The organism is Scytonema sp. PRP1, assembly GCF_036697665.2.
Taxonomy (GTDB): Bacteria; Cyanobacteriota; Cyanobacteriia; order Cyanobacteriales; family Nostocaceae; genus Kalymmatonema; species Kalymmatonema gypsitolerans.
This window is the reverse complement of sequence record NZ_JBAHYJ020000046.1, coordinates 1-14,616: the sequence shown is the minus strand read 5'-3', so window position 1 is coordinate 14,616 and position 14,616 is coordinate 1. Positions and strand designations below refer to the sequence as shown.

Here is a 14,616-nt window from a genome sequence, read left to right as displayed (position 1 = left end):
TTGCCTCGTTCCCAGCCTCAGGCTGGGAATGCAGCCTTGGGAGGCTCTGCCTCCCAATTGAGCGGCTCTGCCGCTTCAAGGGCATTTCCAGCTTCGACCTGGAAACGAGATTTTAGAAGGGTTTTAACTTAAGTTGACACGCATGAGCAAAGATCTGTGCCCCTACAGCGCTCTCCCCTGTCTACCCAATTAACTCATCCGCCGTAATACCCCAATACGGTTGCTGATGAGACCAGAACCCTTATCAGGAAAACAATGTAGAGACGCTTCAAACAGCGCGTCTTCAAACAATCATCATGTATAACAAACCCCAGTTTAAACCCCATTTCCACGTTGAAGTCGTAGAACCAGAAACAGTTTATCTACTCAGTGAGCAAGGACATTTTGCTCTGCGTGGTCGCCTTTACGTGCAACTAGCGCCGTTACTGGATGGTCGCCATACGGTTGATGAAATAGTGCAACAGCTAAAAGCCGAAGTATCTATTCTTGCAATCTACCATGCATTAGTCTACTTAGAAAGCAAAGGCTACTTGACAGAAGCAGATTATACTCTGAACGATTCAGAAGCAGCATTTTGGAGTGGGCTGGATATACACCCTAGAGTCGCTGTTCACAAACTACAAAATACTAAAGTTTCTGTTATTACCTGCGGTGCAGTCGAGAGTGACTCTTTTGTTTCTGCTTTGGAAGTACTAAACCTCCAGGTTGATCAAGCGGGGGATTTTACAGTTGTCCTAACCGACGATTACCTGCAAGTGAATCTGGATGAATTTAACAAAAAAGCTTTGGACAATCAAAAACCTTGGCTGTTAGCGAAACCTGTTGGTAGTGTAATTTGGCTCGGACCGTTGTTTATTCCCAACCAAACTGGATGTTGGGAATGTCTTGCTCATCGCCTACGGGGAAATCGGGAAGTGGAAACGGCGGTACAGCATCAACAGAAAATTACCACACCCTTTCCTACCTCCCGTGGAATTCTCCCCAGTAGTTTGGCAATTGGGGTCAATTGGGCGGCGATGGAAATTGCAAAAGCGATCGCACGGGGGACGCATCCACAATTAGAAGGTAAGATACTCACCTTTGATTTAGCAAAATTATCACTGCAAGAGCATACTTTGGTGAAGCGTCCTCAATGTCCAGTCTGTGGTGTTTCTGTGGATTTGGACTCTCAAAAACCAAAGCCGATTGTACTCAACAGCCACAAGAAGCAATTCACTGCTGATGGCGGACATCGCAGTTTATCCCCAGAGCAGACTTTGAAAAAATATTCTTATCACATCAGCCCGATTACCGGAGTCGTTAGCGCTCTACCTAAAGTTGAGATTGGGAACAACGACCTGATTCAAGTTTACACTGCGATTCATAAGAATGGCGAAGGAAAACTAGATAATTTAACTGAACTGCGCCTGAATTTAAGGCACAAGAGTGCTGGTAAAGGGAAAACTGACCAACAATCAAAAGCTAGTGGTTTTTGCGAAGCGATTGAGCGCTATTCTGGTATTTTCACCGGAGATGAAATCCGTATCAAAAGGATTTATACCGAATTGGGTTCCGTAGCAATTCACCCCAATGACTGTATGCAGTACAGTGCTACCCAGTACCAAAACCGGGAAACCTTGAACTCTCAACAACATACCAATTTTGCTTGGATACCTCAACCCTTTGATCAACAGCGAGAAATCGAGTGGACACCCGTTTGGTCACTCACCAACCAAACGTTTAAATATGTGCCAACAGCTTACTGTTATTACGATTATCCTCTTCCAGATGACCATTGCTTCTGCAAGGGAGATTCTAACGGAAATGCTGCCGGCAATACCTTGGAAGAGGCAATTTTACAAGGGTTTATGGAATTGGTTGAACGAGACAGCGTGGCGGTGTGGTGGTACAACCGCGTGCAAAGACCTGGTGTCGATTTAGACAGTTTTGACGAGCCGTATTTCCAAGCTTTGCGGGACTATTACAACACACAAAACTATCACCTCTGGGTCATAGATATTACTAACGACCTAGGAATTCCCTCATTTGCTGCTCTCGCGCGACGCATTGATAAAACATTAGATCAAACAGCAGAAGAAATTCTGATGGGTTTTGGTACCCATTTTGACCCCAAAATTGCTATCCTCCGGGCAGTTACTGAATTGAACCAAATGTATGTGGTCGTTCTCAATCAACCAAATGATGTCCAGTTTGACGACCCAGACATGGAATACTGGATGAAAAATGTCACTGTAGAAAACCAGCCTTATCTTGCCCCTGATCAGAACACCCCAGCAAAAGTCTATGCAGATTATCCCTACCTGTGGAGCGATGATTTACGGCAAGACGTTCTCACCTGTGTGGACATTGTCGCCAAACACGGTATGGAAACCCTTATCCTTGACCAAACCCGCCCTGATATTGGGTTGAACGTGGTTAAGGTGATTGTCCCCGGAATGCGCCACTTTTGGCCCAGATTTGCTCCTGGAAGACTCTATGACGTTCCTGTGAAACTGGGTTGGTTACCTGCACCACTCAAAGAAGAAGAGTTAAATCCCATACCCATGTTTTGTTAATCACTATACAAATTATAGGATTTTCAGCTTATCAAGCCCGGTTAAATACTTATTCTTAGCGTAAGAACCCCACCCCGGTAAAGCTGCGCTTCACGTCCCCTCCCCGCTTGCGGGGAGGGGATAAAGGGGTGGGGTCAAATCAACGTGGAATAAAGGTTTGAACGTGATTGTTGACACCAATGCTCTTAGCCCCTCCCTTGTAGGCGAACTTCGATTTCACATAAGAATTATGAATTGTAAATATATATAAAAATCTATGATGAGAAAATAAGATAAAATGTAAAATCGCAGGCTGGCATTGTAACAAAAGCCATATATGGCAGGCATTTTGATAGTTGAAGATGAGAGGGTGGCTGCCTGGAATATTCAATCTGCTTTAGAGAAGTTTGGGTATACCGTGGTAGCAAATATTGGTTCTGGTGACAAGGCAGTTGGTCTTGCCGGAACACTCAAACCAGATTTGGTACTTATGGATATACGGCTGCCTGGTGAAATTGATGGTATTGAAGCAGCCGCCAGAATACGCAATCAGTTCAAAATCCCGGTTGTTTATCTGACTGCTTACACCGATGATCAAACCATAGAGCGGGCGATCGCCACCGATCCCTACGGCTATCTAACTAAACCCTTCAAACGCGCCGAGCTTCATACCACAATTACCACAGCTTTGCATCGTTGTCAATTAGAAAAACAATTACAAGCAACACAGCAATGGCTAACATCGACCTTAAACAGCATCGGCGATGGCACAATAACCACTGATCAAGAAGGTCGCATCACCTTTATGAACCCTGTCGCGGAAGCTCTCACAGGCTGGCTCTTAACAGAAGCGATGGGCAAGCCAGTCAATCAGGTGCTTGAACTATATAATGCACAGACGGGGCAAGCAATTGAAAATCCAGTATTGTTAGCCATGCAAGAGGGTATCCCTTTTGAGTTGCCCAAGCAATGTCAGTTGCGAACAAAACAGGGCAAAGAACGCTTAATTGATGATGTGGCGACCCCAATTCGCGACGCTTTTGGTCAGGTACAAGGTGGGGTGATCGTTTTTCGGGACACCACAGAAACTCAGCGTATGCAAGCGGCGCTACAGGAGAGCGAAGCCAGATTTCAGAGGCTAGCAGCAAACCTTCCCGGCATCATTTATAAAGTGCTGCATCGGCTGGATGGCTCAGTTGAATGCCTCTACCTCAGTCGCTACTTCCAAATACTGTTTGAAATGGCACTAGAGTCCTTCCAGCAGGGAAAAGATTTCATTCTGGCTGCTATCCACCCTGATGATGCCAGTTCTTTGCACACAGCGATTGAGACGATGCTGCAAACGCTGCAACCTCACACGTGGGAGGGACGCATTCAAGTTCCTTCTGGACAGATCAAATGGATTCAAATCATTAACCGCTCCTCCCGACAGGCAAATGGAGACATTATTTGTGATGGTTTGATTGTAGATATCAGCGAACGCAAACGAACTGAGCAAGCTTTGCAAAGGCAAATGCAGCGCGAACGGTTACTGAGTGAGGTTGCCCAGCAAATTCACAAATCTTTTGATTTGCATGAAATTCTCACCACAGTAGTGACTAAAGTGCGTCAAATGCTTGAGGTTGATCGAGTGTTAATTTTTCAGATCAATCCAGATGGTTCGGGAGTTGTCATCCAAGAATCAGTACGTTCTGTCTCCCCAACACTAGGGCTTAGCTTCTGCGACAAATGTTTTCCATCCGATTGTTATGAGTTTTACTGGCACGGACAGTCGCGGGTGATTCCTGATACAAGCGAAGATGAGTGGAGCAACTGTTTGACGGAATTGATGCAGAAATTAGGCGTTAAATCCAAGGTTGTTATCCCCATTATTCAACACCAAGGAACTGCCACAACAAGCCTCAAATCTCCAGCAAGAAAATTATGGGGTTTGCTCATTGTTCACGCTTGTGATGACTACCGTCAATGGGAAAGCGAAGAAGTTGATTTACTGCGCCAAATTTCAAATCATTTGGCGATCGCCATTCAGCAGTCAGAACTTTACCAAAAACTACAACAAGCAAACGAACACTTAGAGTGCCTTGTGAAAATTGATGCGCTCACTCAAGTTGCCAACCGTCGCCGCTTTGATGAGTACATACAGCAACAGTGGAACCAATTAGCACGCGAACAAAAACCGCTATCGTTAATTTTGTGCGATATTGATTTTTTCAAACGCTATAACGATACTTATGGTCATCCAGCGGGAGATGCATGTTTAGTGCAAATTGCTGAGGCAATCAACCATTCCGTTAAACGCCCAGCAGATTTGGTAACACGTTACGGTGGTGAAGAATTTGCCGTAATTTTGCCTAACACTGATCACAAAGGCGCGGTTCATGTGGCGATAACTATTCAAAACCAAGTGCGCCAGCTTCAGTTAGACCACATTGGTTCTAATGTAGCAGATTACGTCACCGTGAGTATGGGCATTGTCACTACTGTTCCCAGTGACAACAGTTCGCCCCAAGCCTTAATTGCAGCAACGGATCGCTCACTTTACCAAGCAAAGCAGCAGGGGCGCGATCGATACTGCATCAAAACACTTTGACCAACAAATAACTTATAAGCTGTTCCACAAAAAAGTTGCATTGCTTTATTGTGTAGACTGTTCACTGTTAACTGTTGAGTGTCAACCGTTAGCCAGAGGGCGACCTACGAGCATGGTGCTATTTTAATGTCTTTTAGCTGATCAAGCCCGGTTGATAAGTGTTTATTTATTTTTAGGTGTCTTTTGTTGCGAAATTGATAGACTATAGTTATGCTGTCCTTTGGATAAGTCTCCTACATATAAAGAGTAGTTTCCTGCCTGCCAATAACCAGAAATTTCTGGCTTGCCTCCAGAGTAGCTATCTGCTAGCACACAGAAGCGTCCACCTGGACCATCAATTAATAAAGTAGGTTGTCCACCACTTTCAACTGTTAATCGTAGGTAAGGCAGTGATTCTGTCACCTGGATAACTTGATTGGGTTTAGGGGCAATGTTGCCACAGTTGCTTTGGAGTGTTCCCCCAGATGTACCATTTACAATCAGCGGATCTTTCTGCAAATTAGAATTAATTCGCACAACTTGTGCCTCTACTAAATGAGCATTGGTCAGAACCAAACTGATCGCTAATGATGCGGGAACAACTTGAAATCGCGTACGCATCTTCATATTCTTCATATTATTGTTTTATTGTTATGCTTGGTTTGTTTTTTATAGCAATTATTGATACACATATCTTAAAGTGAAAAGACGATAACAAATTGTCTTTGTTCCAAACTAAATATTATAAATTTTTCTTGGGCAGATGAATTCCTATATGGTTAAATATTAAAAAAAATAAAAGGAGTCAGAATGTCAGCTAAAAACTCAGAATGACTCCACCTATAAAGGGATGGAGTTTCAACAAGGAAGAAAATTTTAGTATTGCTTTCGTCTACAAGCAGCCAGGTCTTCAGGGCAGTATTATCACCCACTTGCACAGAACTAAAGCTGAGTTCTGAGTTGTTCTTTATAAATTTTTTAGGCAAAGCTAACACAAAAAGCTTGTCTAACTACCAACAGCGGTCTATCAAACAAAGGTATTCGCTAAAATCACGCTAGAAAGTATCAACAAAGGGATTTTGTTGGTTCGTTGTTCATAAGAGTGTTTAAGCTAAGGTAGAAACAAATGAATCCTCAACCAGAAGAAGACTTAAAGCGTCGCCTCGAAAAGCTAGAGGCAGAGATTAATAGCTCGTATGTGATCACACCGTCACAAAAAAGAGTCAAGTCCTCTGAGTTTGGTTTTGCAAGCTTGGAGCATCGCTTGGTGCGATTTGTGACTTGGTTCAACAATCTGTCAGTCGTGAAAAAGGTTATAGTTTCTAGTGCAGCTTTGCTGTTGGGGTTTGCCATACTGCAAGCAGTCCTGAAACTCGTCGCTGCTGCGATCAGTTTGGCACTATTGGCAATATTAGTGTACCTTGGATACAAATTTTTGGTATCTAATAACTCTCAAAAAAAGCAATAGTTTATTTTTAAACGTGCAGAGAGTGGCGTAGAAATAAAGTTAAAGGGAATTATCCAATGGCAACCCCAGGTGTGAGGAGAACGAATCAATCTAGTCAAGCTAAAGAACCGGGAAAATCTAACTCATTGCCTTTAGCAACTAGGCGCATTGCCGCTTGGGCAGTAGAAATCACACTGGTGGTTGCCAGTGGATTAGTGCCCTTTGGTATCGGTGCATATGCCAACTCTAGAAGCGATTTGGATCGATCGCCGCTCAACCCTTTGTTAGTACAAACCGAACGAACGATCGCCCGCCCACTCGCTTTGCCTGTCAGCTACGGAACCCGGAATGTAGCATCAGTCACGAATTTTTTATGGACAATCGCCTTGCTCGCACCCCTGACAGTTTCGGGCTGGCAATTATATTTACTAGCGAAAACTGGAAGCACACTGGGGAAACGTCAGTTTGGGATTAAAGTTGTCAACGATCTTGGTAAACCGCCAGGTTTCAAAGCCGTTCTCGTGCGAGAAGGACTCGGTCGTTGGGGTTTGCCGACGGCGATCGCTTATTTTCTGTGGCGCAACAGCTTCTTGTTTCCCAGTTTAGGTGGTTTTACCAGCTTGGCGACAATTATGCTTGTGTTAGAAGCAACTGGCTTCCCCTGGCAGCAAAACCGCCGCGCACTGCACGACAGGCTGGCAAGGACTTATACGATAGATGCCACCAAACCATTTACATCGCCACATAAAGATACCAAGCATCAATCTCCGTTGAGCGAACCAGATGAAGAAGCGGCGATCGCATCCATTGTGCTCACTCCAGAAGAGCCAAGCTCGGAGCATTCCAAGGTATGGCAGTGGACGCAACAAAATCCAAACCAAACGCTGACCGCAGTTGCACTCCTGAGCATGAGTGCAGTTTTAGCACTTTTAGTAGGTACTCAAATATACATTCAAGCTCAGCAAAATCAACGTGCTATCGAGCAGCGCAACAGCCAGCAGTTTCTTACACTGATCAAACAGTTAACTCCCAACTCAACAGCGACAAAGGACGAACGCCAGAAAGCAATTTTGGCTATGGGTACTCTCAATGACCCCCAGGTAACTCAATACCTTGTCAACTTGCTGTCTAAGGAAACCAACCCTATCTTAGTTGAAACGATTCAGCAAGCTTTGGTTAGCATCGGACCGAATGCCATGCCTGATTTAAAACACATGAATCAGTACCTGACTGGCGAATTAGACCCAGCAAGAGGCAGCAAAGCCTTACCACGACAAGTGCTACAAAAGCAGTTGCAAGCAAATCAGCGTGTGATGAATAAGATTTTGGCTGTCTACAACGGTCAAGCCAATGGTTTAGATCTGAGCAATATCAACTTAGGTCAAAACGGCTCACAGCAAAGCTCGTTCAACTTGGTACTAGATAAAACTGATTTATGGGGAATTAGGTTCAAATCCGCAAACCTATCCTTTGGCAGTTTCAAAGGGAGTCGTTTCCGGGGAGGAGGCGAGGATGGTCGCTGGGATACTTACGACGATTGGATTGCTGATTTAACCCAAGCACGGATGACGCAAGCAAATCTCACTGAAGCTAACCTCAGCCGTGTTTTGATGATTCGTACTGATTTGAGCCGCGCCATTCTCAACAAAGCTAACTTATCCAACGCACGCTTAACTGGTGCTAACCTCAGTAGCGCTCAGCTAGAGGGAGCCGATTTGGAAGGTGCTGTGCTGGAAAATACCAGCCTGACAGGAGCCGACTTGAGCAATGCACAGTTGAAAGACGCGGATTTGTATGCTGCTCGTCTAGGTCGCGTGATTGCAATAGGAACGCAATTGTCATTCGCCAACTTAACCAAAACCGATTGGCAAGGAGCAGACCTGACAGGAGCTTATTTAGATCATGCCAATCTCAGCAATGCCAACCTCAACGCCACTCGCCTTGCTAATGCTATTTTACGCTCTGCGAACATGGAAAATGCTAACTTGCGAAACGCCGACTTGAGCCTTGCAGATTTAAGGGGCGCGAATCTCACAGGAGCCGATTTTCAGGGAGCAATTCTTTCCCCTAGCAAACAAGACCAAGCAGAGCAATTTGTCCAAATCCCAGCTATAGGGGCAAAATCTGCTGTTGTCGATGGAGTGGATTTCACTCAAGTCAAAAATTTAGATCCCAGGCAAATCGCTTACATTTGTACTCAAGGAGGTATTCATCCTCGTTGCCCGTAGATATCGGGAGCAGGAGCAAATGATGACTTCTGACTAACAGAAGGTACTATTAACTATAAAATCTACAATTAACTCAGCCATTGTGTGAGGAGCGGGGAAATGAAGCGTCTTCAGTACTTAGTATCACTTGTTTTAGCTGGTTCAGTTTTTAGCTTTGCTCAATTTACCCAACCAGCACAAGCTCAAGTCGCATATGGTAGCTATGTCGGCGTTGGTCCAGCAGTTGGTTTTGCAGATGGTGCGCGAGTTGGAGGAGTAATTGCTGCCCGCTACAAGCTTCTTGAAGTTCCCGTTTCTTTCCGCGCTCAGGCTTTCATTGGTTCAAATGTCGCCCTTGTGCCAACAGTTTCCTACGACTACCCCATCAACTGGCAAACTGATGCCTACATAGGAGCTGGCGTTGTTTTAGCTGGCGGTGATACACCTTCCCCAGTTGGCAATAAAATTGGTTTTGCCCTGCAACCAGGAGTTGATTACGTTGTTCCAAATAGCAATACGGTGATTTTTGGGAACGCTATCATTGCCTTTGACGCTGTCCGTGACGGCGGTACCGCTTTCTCGTTACAAGGTGGCGTTGGTTTGAGATTCTAATTCATCAACATATTCAGAATGTAGAGGACAAAAGTAGGACAAAAGTCGTCTTGGGTGAACTCCGCAACAGAGGTTGAGGGGTTCTAATTTTAGCTATAAGTATTTAAAGTTTTCAAAATACATACATTTTTCAGTAGCCATTAGCCTGAGATCTTGCTTTTTTCAGCAAGCTATGAGATATTGCTTACAAATACCACTAAATCTATCCAATTACCGTAGTTTAACTGCAAAATTGAGTAGCTTAGGTAGGGTGTTAAAGGAGCAGTAATGAAAATGGCAATGGCGAATAGAGCAACATCCTTGGTTGTCAGTATCGACGATTCAAAGAGTGTAACTTCCCGTTTATGGGAGCCTGTACAACTGGGTACAGCACTGCTTGTGCGGTTTTGGTGGTACAGCAAGGCTTATGGAACAGTTTTGATGATTGGGTTACTGACGTTACTCAGTTTGGTGTTCTTGCGTATTCATAGGGCTTGCCGCAAGCTAGTGTTAGTTTCCATTCATCAAGGCGTTGCAGGAGACAAATGGCATCCCACCAGCCGCAAGTTACTCGATTAACTCAGATGAAGGCTGTGTCTTACCTAGCTCCCAACTGGTTTAATTTCTACGAAACCATTTTGGCTTATTTGGGTCGCCTCTTGGGAGTTGAAACACAGCTTTATCAAGGTGAATGCGACCCATTAGAAGACCCGGTACTCTTAAAAGACCAAGTGGATCTGGTATTCATCTGTGGATTACCTTTGATTCGGTATTGCCAAGTTGTCCCACATCAGTTGCAAGCGTTGGTTGCTCCAGTGATGCAAGCACCGCGCTATCAAAACCGTCCCATTTACTTTTCAGATGTGATTGTGAATGCTACCAGCAACTTGGCAAACTTTGAGGATTTGGCTCTTAAAACAGTCTGCTACAATGACCCAGGTTCCAACAGCGGCTACAATTTGCTGCGCTATCGGTTAATTCAAGGCGGACATCCCAAAAACTTTTTTAGCAAGGCAATACAATCAGGTTCTCACCAGCGTTCAATTCGGTGGGTGGCAGACGGGTTCGTAGATTGTGCAGCAATTGACAGTGTTGTCTTAGAGCAGGAACTGCGCGAGTTTCCGGAAATATCTGCTCATCTGCAAGTTGTGGAAGTGCTTGGACCTTGTCCTATGCCGCCTTTGGTCGTATCCCAGCGTCTGGGTGCATCTGTGATTAAGCAGCTTCAGTTTGCTCTACTTCAGCCAAATGCAGAACTACAAGCCGCGATGGAACAAGTGGGAGTTCAGCGTTTTGCAGCAGTGAAGTTGGAAGATTACAGTGTACTTGCGGAAATTTATAATGCGGTGTCGGCTGAATCGGTATTGTAAATTATGGATATCTTGCACTATTCTTGATGACTGTCCTCACCCGCCCTATGTAGAGACGTAGCATGCTACGTCTCTACAGCTGTTCTAGAGACAAACTATATTGGTCTCAAGCAATTGTGCAATGAACTCTACTGTGCTTTTCACTTCGCAACAAAGCATTTAAATAAACTTGTTCAAACAAAGCTCGCTGAGCATGGCTTCCACCAATCTTATGTAATAGAGGCAAGACAGGTTTTAGTTGAGCGATCGCCTCTAACCAGTCACCTTTTGCATGAGCAACCAGACCTCTCGCCGCTGGAATTGCCAAAAGAAACCAGTTTTGCCGTAAGTAGGGATTGACAGTAGTAGCGTGTTTGTGCATACTCAGTTGCATTTCAAGCAACCATTCGCTACGTCCTGCTCTTGCCAGTGCATAGATATAATGCAAGTCTTGAAACGGCAATGCGTGTTCGTGAAGGCGCGGAAAAAGATATGCACTCAACTCGTGCCAACGTCCGCCGACATTAACACCACGCAACTCCAAGCGTAACAGTAGGGCGATCGCCCCCACTTGGTCTTTGGGAGATTCTTTCTCGGCGCGTCCCCATACATGAGTATCGTACAGCGTCAACACCTTTTGTTCATCCCCTTGTTCTAGGTAGTACAACGCCACGTGCCACCAGTTGTGCGTATACAGCATAGAGTTGCAGTTTTGCCAAGTGTCAGCATGGGTTTCCATCCAAGCAATGCCTTCATCCACTCGTCCTTGAGTTTCCATTACATGAGCAATAGCATGATGCGCCCAAGGATCATGACGATTGAGAGTCGTTGCGATTCGAGCCATTGCTTCGGCTTGTGTCAGCCGATGGCACTGTTCCAAACCAAACGCCAGCATACCGTACAGATAGTGATTTTCCTGATTAGCAGCAAGAACTTTTTCCGCAATTTTGAGCAATCTTTCTTTATCGCCCAAATAGAAGTAGTGATACTGTCCCTGTTGAACCGAGATCAAGTCAGTGGGAAAGTCTTCAGCAAGAGTCTCGTGTAGGGCGATCGCCCAGTCAATTGCTCCAGAAGCCCAAGCGGCGATCGCTTGTATGTATAACCGCTCTCGCTTTGTGATCTTTGCTAAATACCGTTGAGCTGTTTGTAAATGGGGCGTAGCTTGCTTCCAAGCTGTAGCGTTTTCTTGACAGAGGTAATGAGCAGCTGCATAGGCATGAATCAATGCACAGCTTGGATCTGCGGCAATTCCTCGTAAGATACAAGCTTCAGCATCCTTACCATAGCTGAGGGCTTGTTCGATGAAACAGTCTATGGCTGCGATCGTCTCTTTTGAGTCTGTTGTAACTTCAAGTCCTTGTGCGTCTTTTAGCATTGTTCATTCCTAGTTCAAGATCGGCTTTTCTTTTTCAACACCCGTTAACGCACGAAATTTTGGAGTCGATTCTTAATTAACATGAGTTTGATGTATCCTGATTTGACCCCTCTCCAAACCTCTCCCCTTGTAGGGGAGAGGCTTAAAAATCCCATTTTTATATAGCTCCTCCCTCTCCTTGTAGGAGAGGGAGGTTGGGTGGGAGAGGTCATCGAACTCACGTTTAATTACACTAATCCTACCAAATAACCGTACTTTTTTTTGAGTATGTCACAGCCAATCTTCAAATGGCAAGAACAATGCAAGACTTACGCAAAAAACTCTTTGTTCTCTCTTCCTCTGCGTTTTCTGCGCCTAAAGCCCTTTGGGCATGCGTCTTCGGCGTAGTGCGGTTTATTTATTTCAAGGACAAGCAACCACCAATTCTAATCACAGTGTGGTGACACCAAGCTTGTTGGCAACTCTTTTGAGTTCTTCATCAAGTGTTGCAAGAGCTAATCCTTCACGCAGCGCAAGCTCTAAATATGCTGCATCGTACGAGGTAAGCTTATGGGTTCGCGAAGGGTAAGCACGTCAGTAAATGCCTTCTCCGCAGTTTTTGCATCAACGGTAATGGGAAGACTGCTTAACAGTCGGAGGAATTGAGTTATCTTTGCCTGATTGGTTCGTCCCCTTCGTTCACTTATCGCTAGGAGATTTGCAACCTCCAGAAACCAGATAGATGGCACTTTTGCACTTCCTTGGGCAAGCCCCTCAAGTACTGAGTCGGTAAATTCTGTTGCTTCGTCCTCAAAGCACCATGCTATGGCTATTGAGCAGTCAAGAACAAAATTCATCGTCTGCCCTCATTAATCATCTCTCGTACCGAGAGTCCTCCCAAAGTGTGCCCTTTGCGGAACTGCTTTAACTCTTCAATCACTGAGCGAACGTCACGCTGTTGGTTTTGATCCACGGGAACAAGTCGCGCAATGGGGACTCCGTGCTTTGTAATCACAAACTCTTCTCCCTTAGCGACTCGTTCAAGGAGCGCTGGAAGGTGCGTCTTTGCTTCGTATGAGCCTACTGATTCCATAATTATTATTAGACTGGTGTTAGACTAGTCTAAATATTTCTTGATGAGATGCGCAAGTTTCACAACTGCGATCGCCGAAACCGCTTACTAAGGAATGTGGATTAAATAACTTGTAAAATTCATAACCTCCGTAGGGGTTGTTCTTTGCCGATGCGTGTCAACAATCACGTTGATTTGACCCCACCCCTTGATCCCCTCCCCTTGCTAAGGGGAGGGGCGGTTTTGGCGCAAGACAAAACCGGGGTGGGGTAGAGCGAGAATTGTGTGCCTTTATAAGGCAATACGGTTCAGATAAGACCACAACCGTTATCAGGAACAGAATGTAGAGACGCGCCATGGCGAGCCAGCGCTGCAGGAGGGTTTCCCTCCGCAGGCGACTGGCGTCGCGTCTCTACACACGTGATTTTTGACACATCAACCTTAACTGAACCGTATTGAATCATAAGGTTCTTGCCTTAGACACCAATGGGCAAAACCTTGTGCCCTTACCCAAAAATTGGATATCAATGAATTTGTGTTCCTAACCACCATTGCAAGATGCAGAATTGAACCACGGACCATGAGGTGTCATAGTGGGTGCTTGAGCCACTAAAATCACATCACCATTCCTATCAACCACCCAACCCTGTGCTTCCACAATCTCATTTGGTGCAGTATTGATATTTTTGTTATTTTGTGTATTATTTCTACTTCTGCGCTCTTGCGTTTCCCTGCTTGAAGCACCAGAAGAATAATTTGCATCCCCATCCAAAGACACCCAATCTACGTGCACATTGTTGCTTCTAAGAATTTCCCTAGGGTTGGATGGTATGCCGCCGCGTCCGGTGATAATGAATTCGCTTTGATTTTGTGGAGCTACATCACAGCGTTGTGCCAGTCTCGGTTCCTCAACTTCCACAGGCAAGTTGATGAGTCCACGGTTGATCTCAACTTCTGGTGTATTGATATTTACCACTCCGTCTAAAGTCGGGTTGGTCTGAGAAATTGCGGTAATGTCGTTTGTAAAAAGGTTTTGCGGATTTAGTTTGGTTGGGTCGTCAGTTCTCAATTGTCTCGCCAAGTCTTCTCGACTACGCGGTGCTATGCCAAAAATACCAGTAGCGTTGATTTGAACTCTGCCACCAGAACCCATGAAAGCATTGGCGGTGATGTCGCTGTTTTCTTGGGGTTTGGCGACGATGAAGCCATTAGGAACATTGATGGTGATATTACCGCCGTCACCAAAGCCCTGTGCTTTGCCTGCATTGGTGGATATTTGACTGTTGCGGCGCAGCTGTAATAAGTCCCGCACTTGTAGGTTAATATTTCCGCCTTGACCTGTGTCAGTTTCAGATGTCAGTTTTCCTTGGTTGTCTAGAAGTATAGAGCGAGCGGTGACATTAAGTTCGCCTGCCTTCCCTAAATTGCGTGCATCCCCAAGGTAGATATCATATTCCTTTGGGACTTCACTGCTCACAGTTACTGCAGCT

General features: G+C 45.2%; 12 protein-coding genes and 1 pseudogene. 7 read left to right on the top strand and 6 right to left on the bottom strand.

The window, feature by feature from the left end; genetic code table 11:
* The first annotated feature begins 296 nt into the window (after nucleotides 1-296).
* Together V5G28_RS08840 and V5G28_RS08835 are read left to right on the top strand one after the other, a co-directional pair.
* Nucleotides 297-2,555, top strand: a complete 2,259-nt coding sequence (locus tag V5G28_RS08840) for a TOMM precursor leader peptide-binding protein (RefSeq protein ID WP_332992983.1) — start codon at nucleotides 297-299, stop codon at nucleotides 2,553-2,555.
* A 316-nt stretch (nucleotides 2,556-2,871) separates the two neighbouring features.
* The gene (locus tag V5G28_RS08835; protein WP_332992981.1) at nucleotides 2,872-5,124 is read left to right on the top strand and encodes a diguanylate cyclase domain-containing protein; all 2,253 of its coding nucleotides are present in this window, start codon (nucleotides 2,872-2,874) and stop codon (nucleotides 5,122-5,124) included.
* Nucleotides 5,125-5,286: 162 nt separating this feature from the next.
* Here V5G28_RS08835 and V5G28_RS08830 read toward each other — a convergent pair whose 3' ends face one another.
* Nucleotides 5,287-5,730, bottom strand: a complete 444-nt coding sequence (locus tag V5G28_RS08830) for a hypothetical protein (protein WP_096564684.1) — start codon at nucleotides 5,728-5,730, stop codon at nucleotides 5,287-5,289.
* Nucleotides 5,731-6,229: 499 nt separating this feature from the next.
* Here V5G28_RS08830 and V5G28_RS08825 point away from each other — a divergent pair, with 499 nt between their 5' ends.
* From V5G28_RS08825 to V5G28_RS08805, 5 genes are all read left to right on the top strand, one after another.
* On the top strand, nucleotides 6,230-6,571 hold the full coding sequence (locus tag V5G28_RS08825; RefSeq protein ID WP_096564685.1) for a hypothetical protein: 342 nt from the start codon (nucleotides 6,230-6,232) through the stop codon (nucleotides 6,569-6,571).
* A gap of 56 nt (nucleotides 6,572-6,627) precedes the next feature.
* Nucleotides 6,628-8,778, top strand: coding sequence for a pentapeptide repeat-containing protein (locus V5G28_RS08820; protein ID WP_332992976.1), 2,151 nt, complete (start codon nucleotides 6,628-6,630; stop codon nucleotides 8,776-8,778).
* 99 nt (nucleotides 8,779-8,877) lie between these two features.
* A complete protein-coding gene (locus V5G28_RS08815) occupies nucleotides 8,878-9,369 on the top strand; it encodes a hypothetical protein (RefSeq protein ID WP_096564687.1) in 492 nt (163 codons plus the stop codon).
* 273 nt (nucleotides 9,370-9,642) lie between these two features.
* Nucleotides 9,643-9,927, top strand: a complete 285-nt coding sequence (locus V5G28_RS08810; protein ID WP_332992973.1) for a hypothetical protein — start codon at nucleotides 9,643-9,645, stop codon at nucleotides 9,925-9,927.
* Nucleotides 9,894-10,718, top strand: coding sequence for a phosphate/phosphite/phosphonate ABC transporter substrate-binding protein (locus V5G28_RS08805; RefSeq protein ID WP_332992971.1), 825 nt, complete (start codon nucleotides 9,894-9,896; stop codon nucleotides 10,716-10,718). The genes V5G28_RS08810 and V5G28_RS08805 overlap by 34 nt, the downstream gene beginning before the upstream one ends.
* 106 nt (nucleotides 10,719-10,824) lie before the next feature.
* Here the strand turns inward: V5G28_RS08805 and V5G28_RS08800 are convergent, their stop codons facing one another.
* The 5 genes and pseudogenes from V5G28_RS08800 to V5G28_RS08780 all read right to left on the bottom strand — a co-directional run.
* Nucleotides 10,825-12,075, bottom strand: coding sequence for a tetratricopeptide repeat protein (locus V5G28_RS08800; protein ID WP_332992969.1), 1,251 nt, complete (start codon nucleotides 12,073-12,075; stop codon nucleotides 10,825-10,827).
* A gap of 429 nt (nucleotides 12,076-12,504) precedes the next feature.
* Nucleotides 12,505-12,585 (bottom strand): hypothetical protein, encoded by an 81-nt coding sequence (locus tag V5G28_RS08795; RefSeq protein WP_332993383.1) that lies wholly within the window; start codon nucleotides 12,583-12,585, stop codon nucleotides 12,505-12,507.
* 8 nt (nucleotides 12,586-12,593) lie between these two features.
* A complete protein-coding gene (locus V5G28_RS08790) occupies nucleotides 12,594-12,911 on the bottom strand; it encodes a type II toxin-antitoxin system VapC family toxin (RefSeq protein WP_332992967.1) in 318 nt (105 codons plus the stop codon).
* Complete coding sequence (locus V5G28_RS08785) at nucleotides 12,908-13,147, bottom strand: type II toxin-antitoxin system Phd/YefM family antitoxin (RefSeq protein ID WP_073630354.1); 240 nt, start codon at nucleotides 13,145-13,147, stop codon at nucleotides 12,908-12,910. The genes V5G28_RS08790 and V5G28_RS08785 overlap by 4 nt, the downstream gene beginning before the upstream one ends.
* A gap of 520 nt (nucleotides 13,148-13,667) precedes the next feature.
* Nucleotides 13,668-14,616, bottom strand: a pseudogene (locus V5G28_RS08780) (S-layer family protein); the annotation flags it as partial.

What these genes read in the sequence shown, in the direction of transcription:
- V5G28_RS08825 (WP_096564685.1), top strand. Translation starts at nt 6,230, where the DNA reads ATGAATCCTCAACCAGAAGAAGACTTAAAGCGTCGCCTCGAAAAGCTA.
- V5G28_RS08800 (WP_332992969.1), bottom strand. Translation starts at nt 12,075, where the DNA reads ATGCTAAAAGACGCACAAGGACTTGAAGTTACAACAGACTCAAAAGAG.
- V5G28_RS08810 (WP_332992973.1), top strand. Translation starts at nt 9,643, where the DNA reads ATGGCAATGGCGAATAGAGCAACATCCTTGGTTGTCAGTATCGACGAT.
- V5G28_RS08830 (WP_096564684.1), bottom strand. Translation starts at nt 5,730, where the DNA reads ATGAAGATGCGTACGCGATTTCAAGTTGTTCCCGCATCATTAGCGATC.
- V5G28_RS08785 (WP_073630354.1), bottom strand. Translation starts at nt 13,147, where the DNA reads ATGGAATCAGTAGGCTCATACGAAGCAAAGACGCACCTTCCAGCGCTC.
- V5G28_RS08820 (WP_332992976.1), top strand. Translation starts at nt 6,628, where the DNA reads ATGGCAACCCCAGGTGTGAGGAGAACGAATCAATCTAGTCAAGCTAAA.
- V5G28_RS08790 (WP_332992967.1), bottom strand. Translation starts at nt 12,911, where the DNA reads ATGAATTTTGTTCTTGACTGCTCAATAGCCATAGCATGGTGCTTTGAG.
- V5G28_RS08840 (WP_332992983.1), top strand. Translation starts at nt 297, where the DNA reads ATGTATAACAAACCCCAGTTTAAACCCCATTTCCACGTTGAAGTCGTA.
- V5G28_RS08805 (WP_332992971.1), top strand. Translation starts at nt 9,894, where the DNA reads ATGGCATCCCACCAGCCGCAAGTTACTCGATTAACTCAGATGAAGGCT.
- V5G28_RS08815 (WP_096564687.1), top strand. Translation starts at nt 8,878, where the DNA reads ATGAAGCGTCTTCAGTACTTAGTATCACTTGTTTTAGCTGGTTCAGTT.
- V5G28_RS08835 (WP_332992981.1), top strand. Translation starts at nt 2,872, where the DNA reads ATGGCAGGCATTTTGATAGTTGAAGATGAGAGGGTGGCTGCCTGGAAT.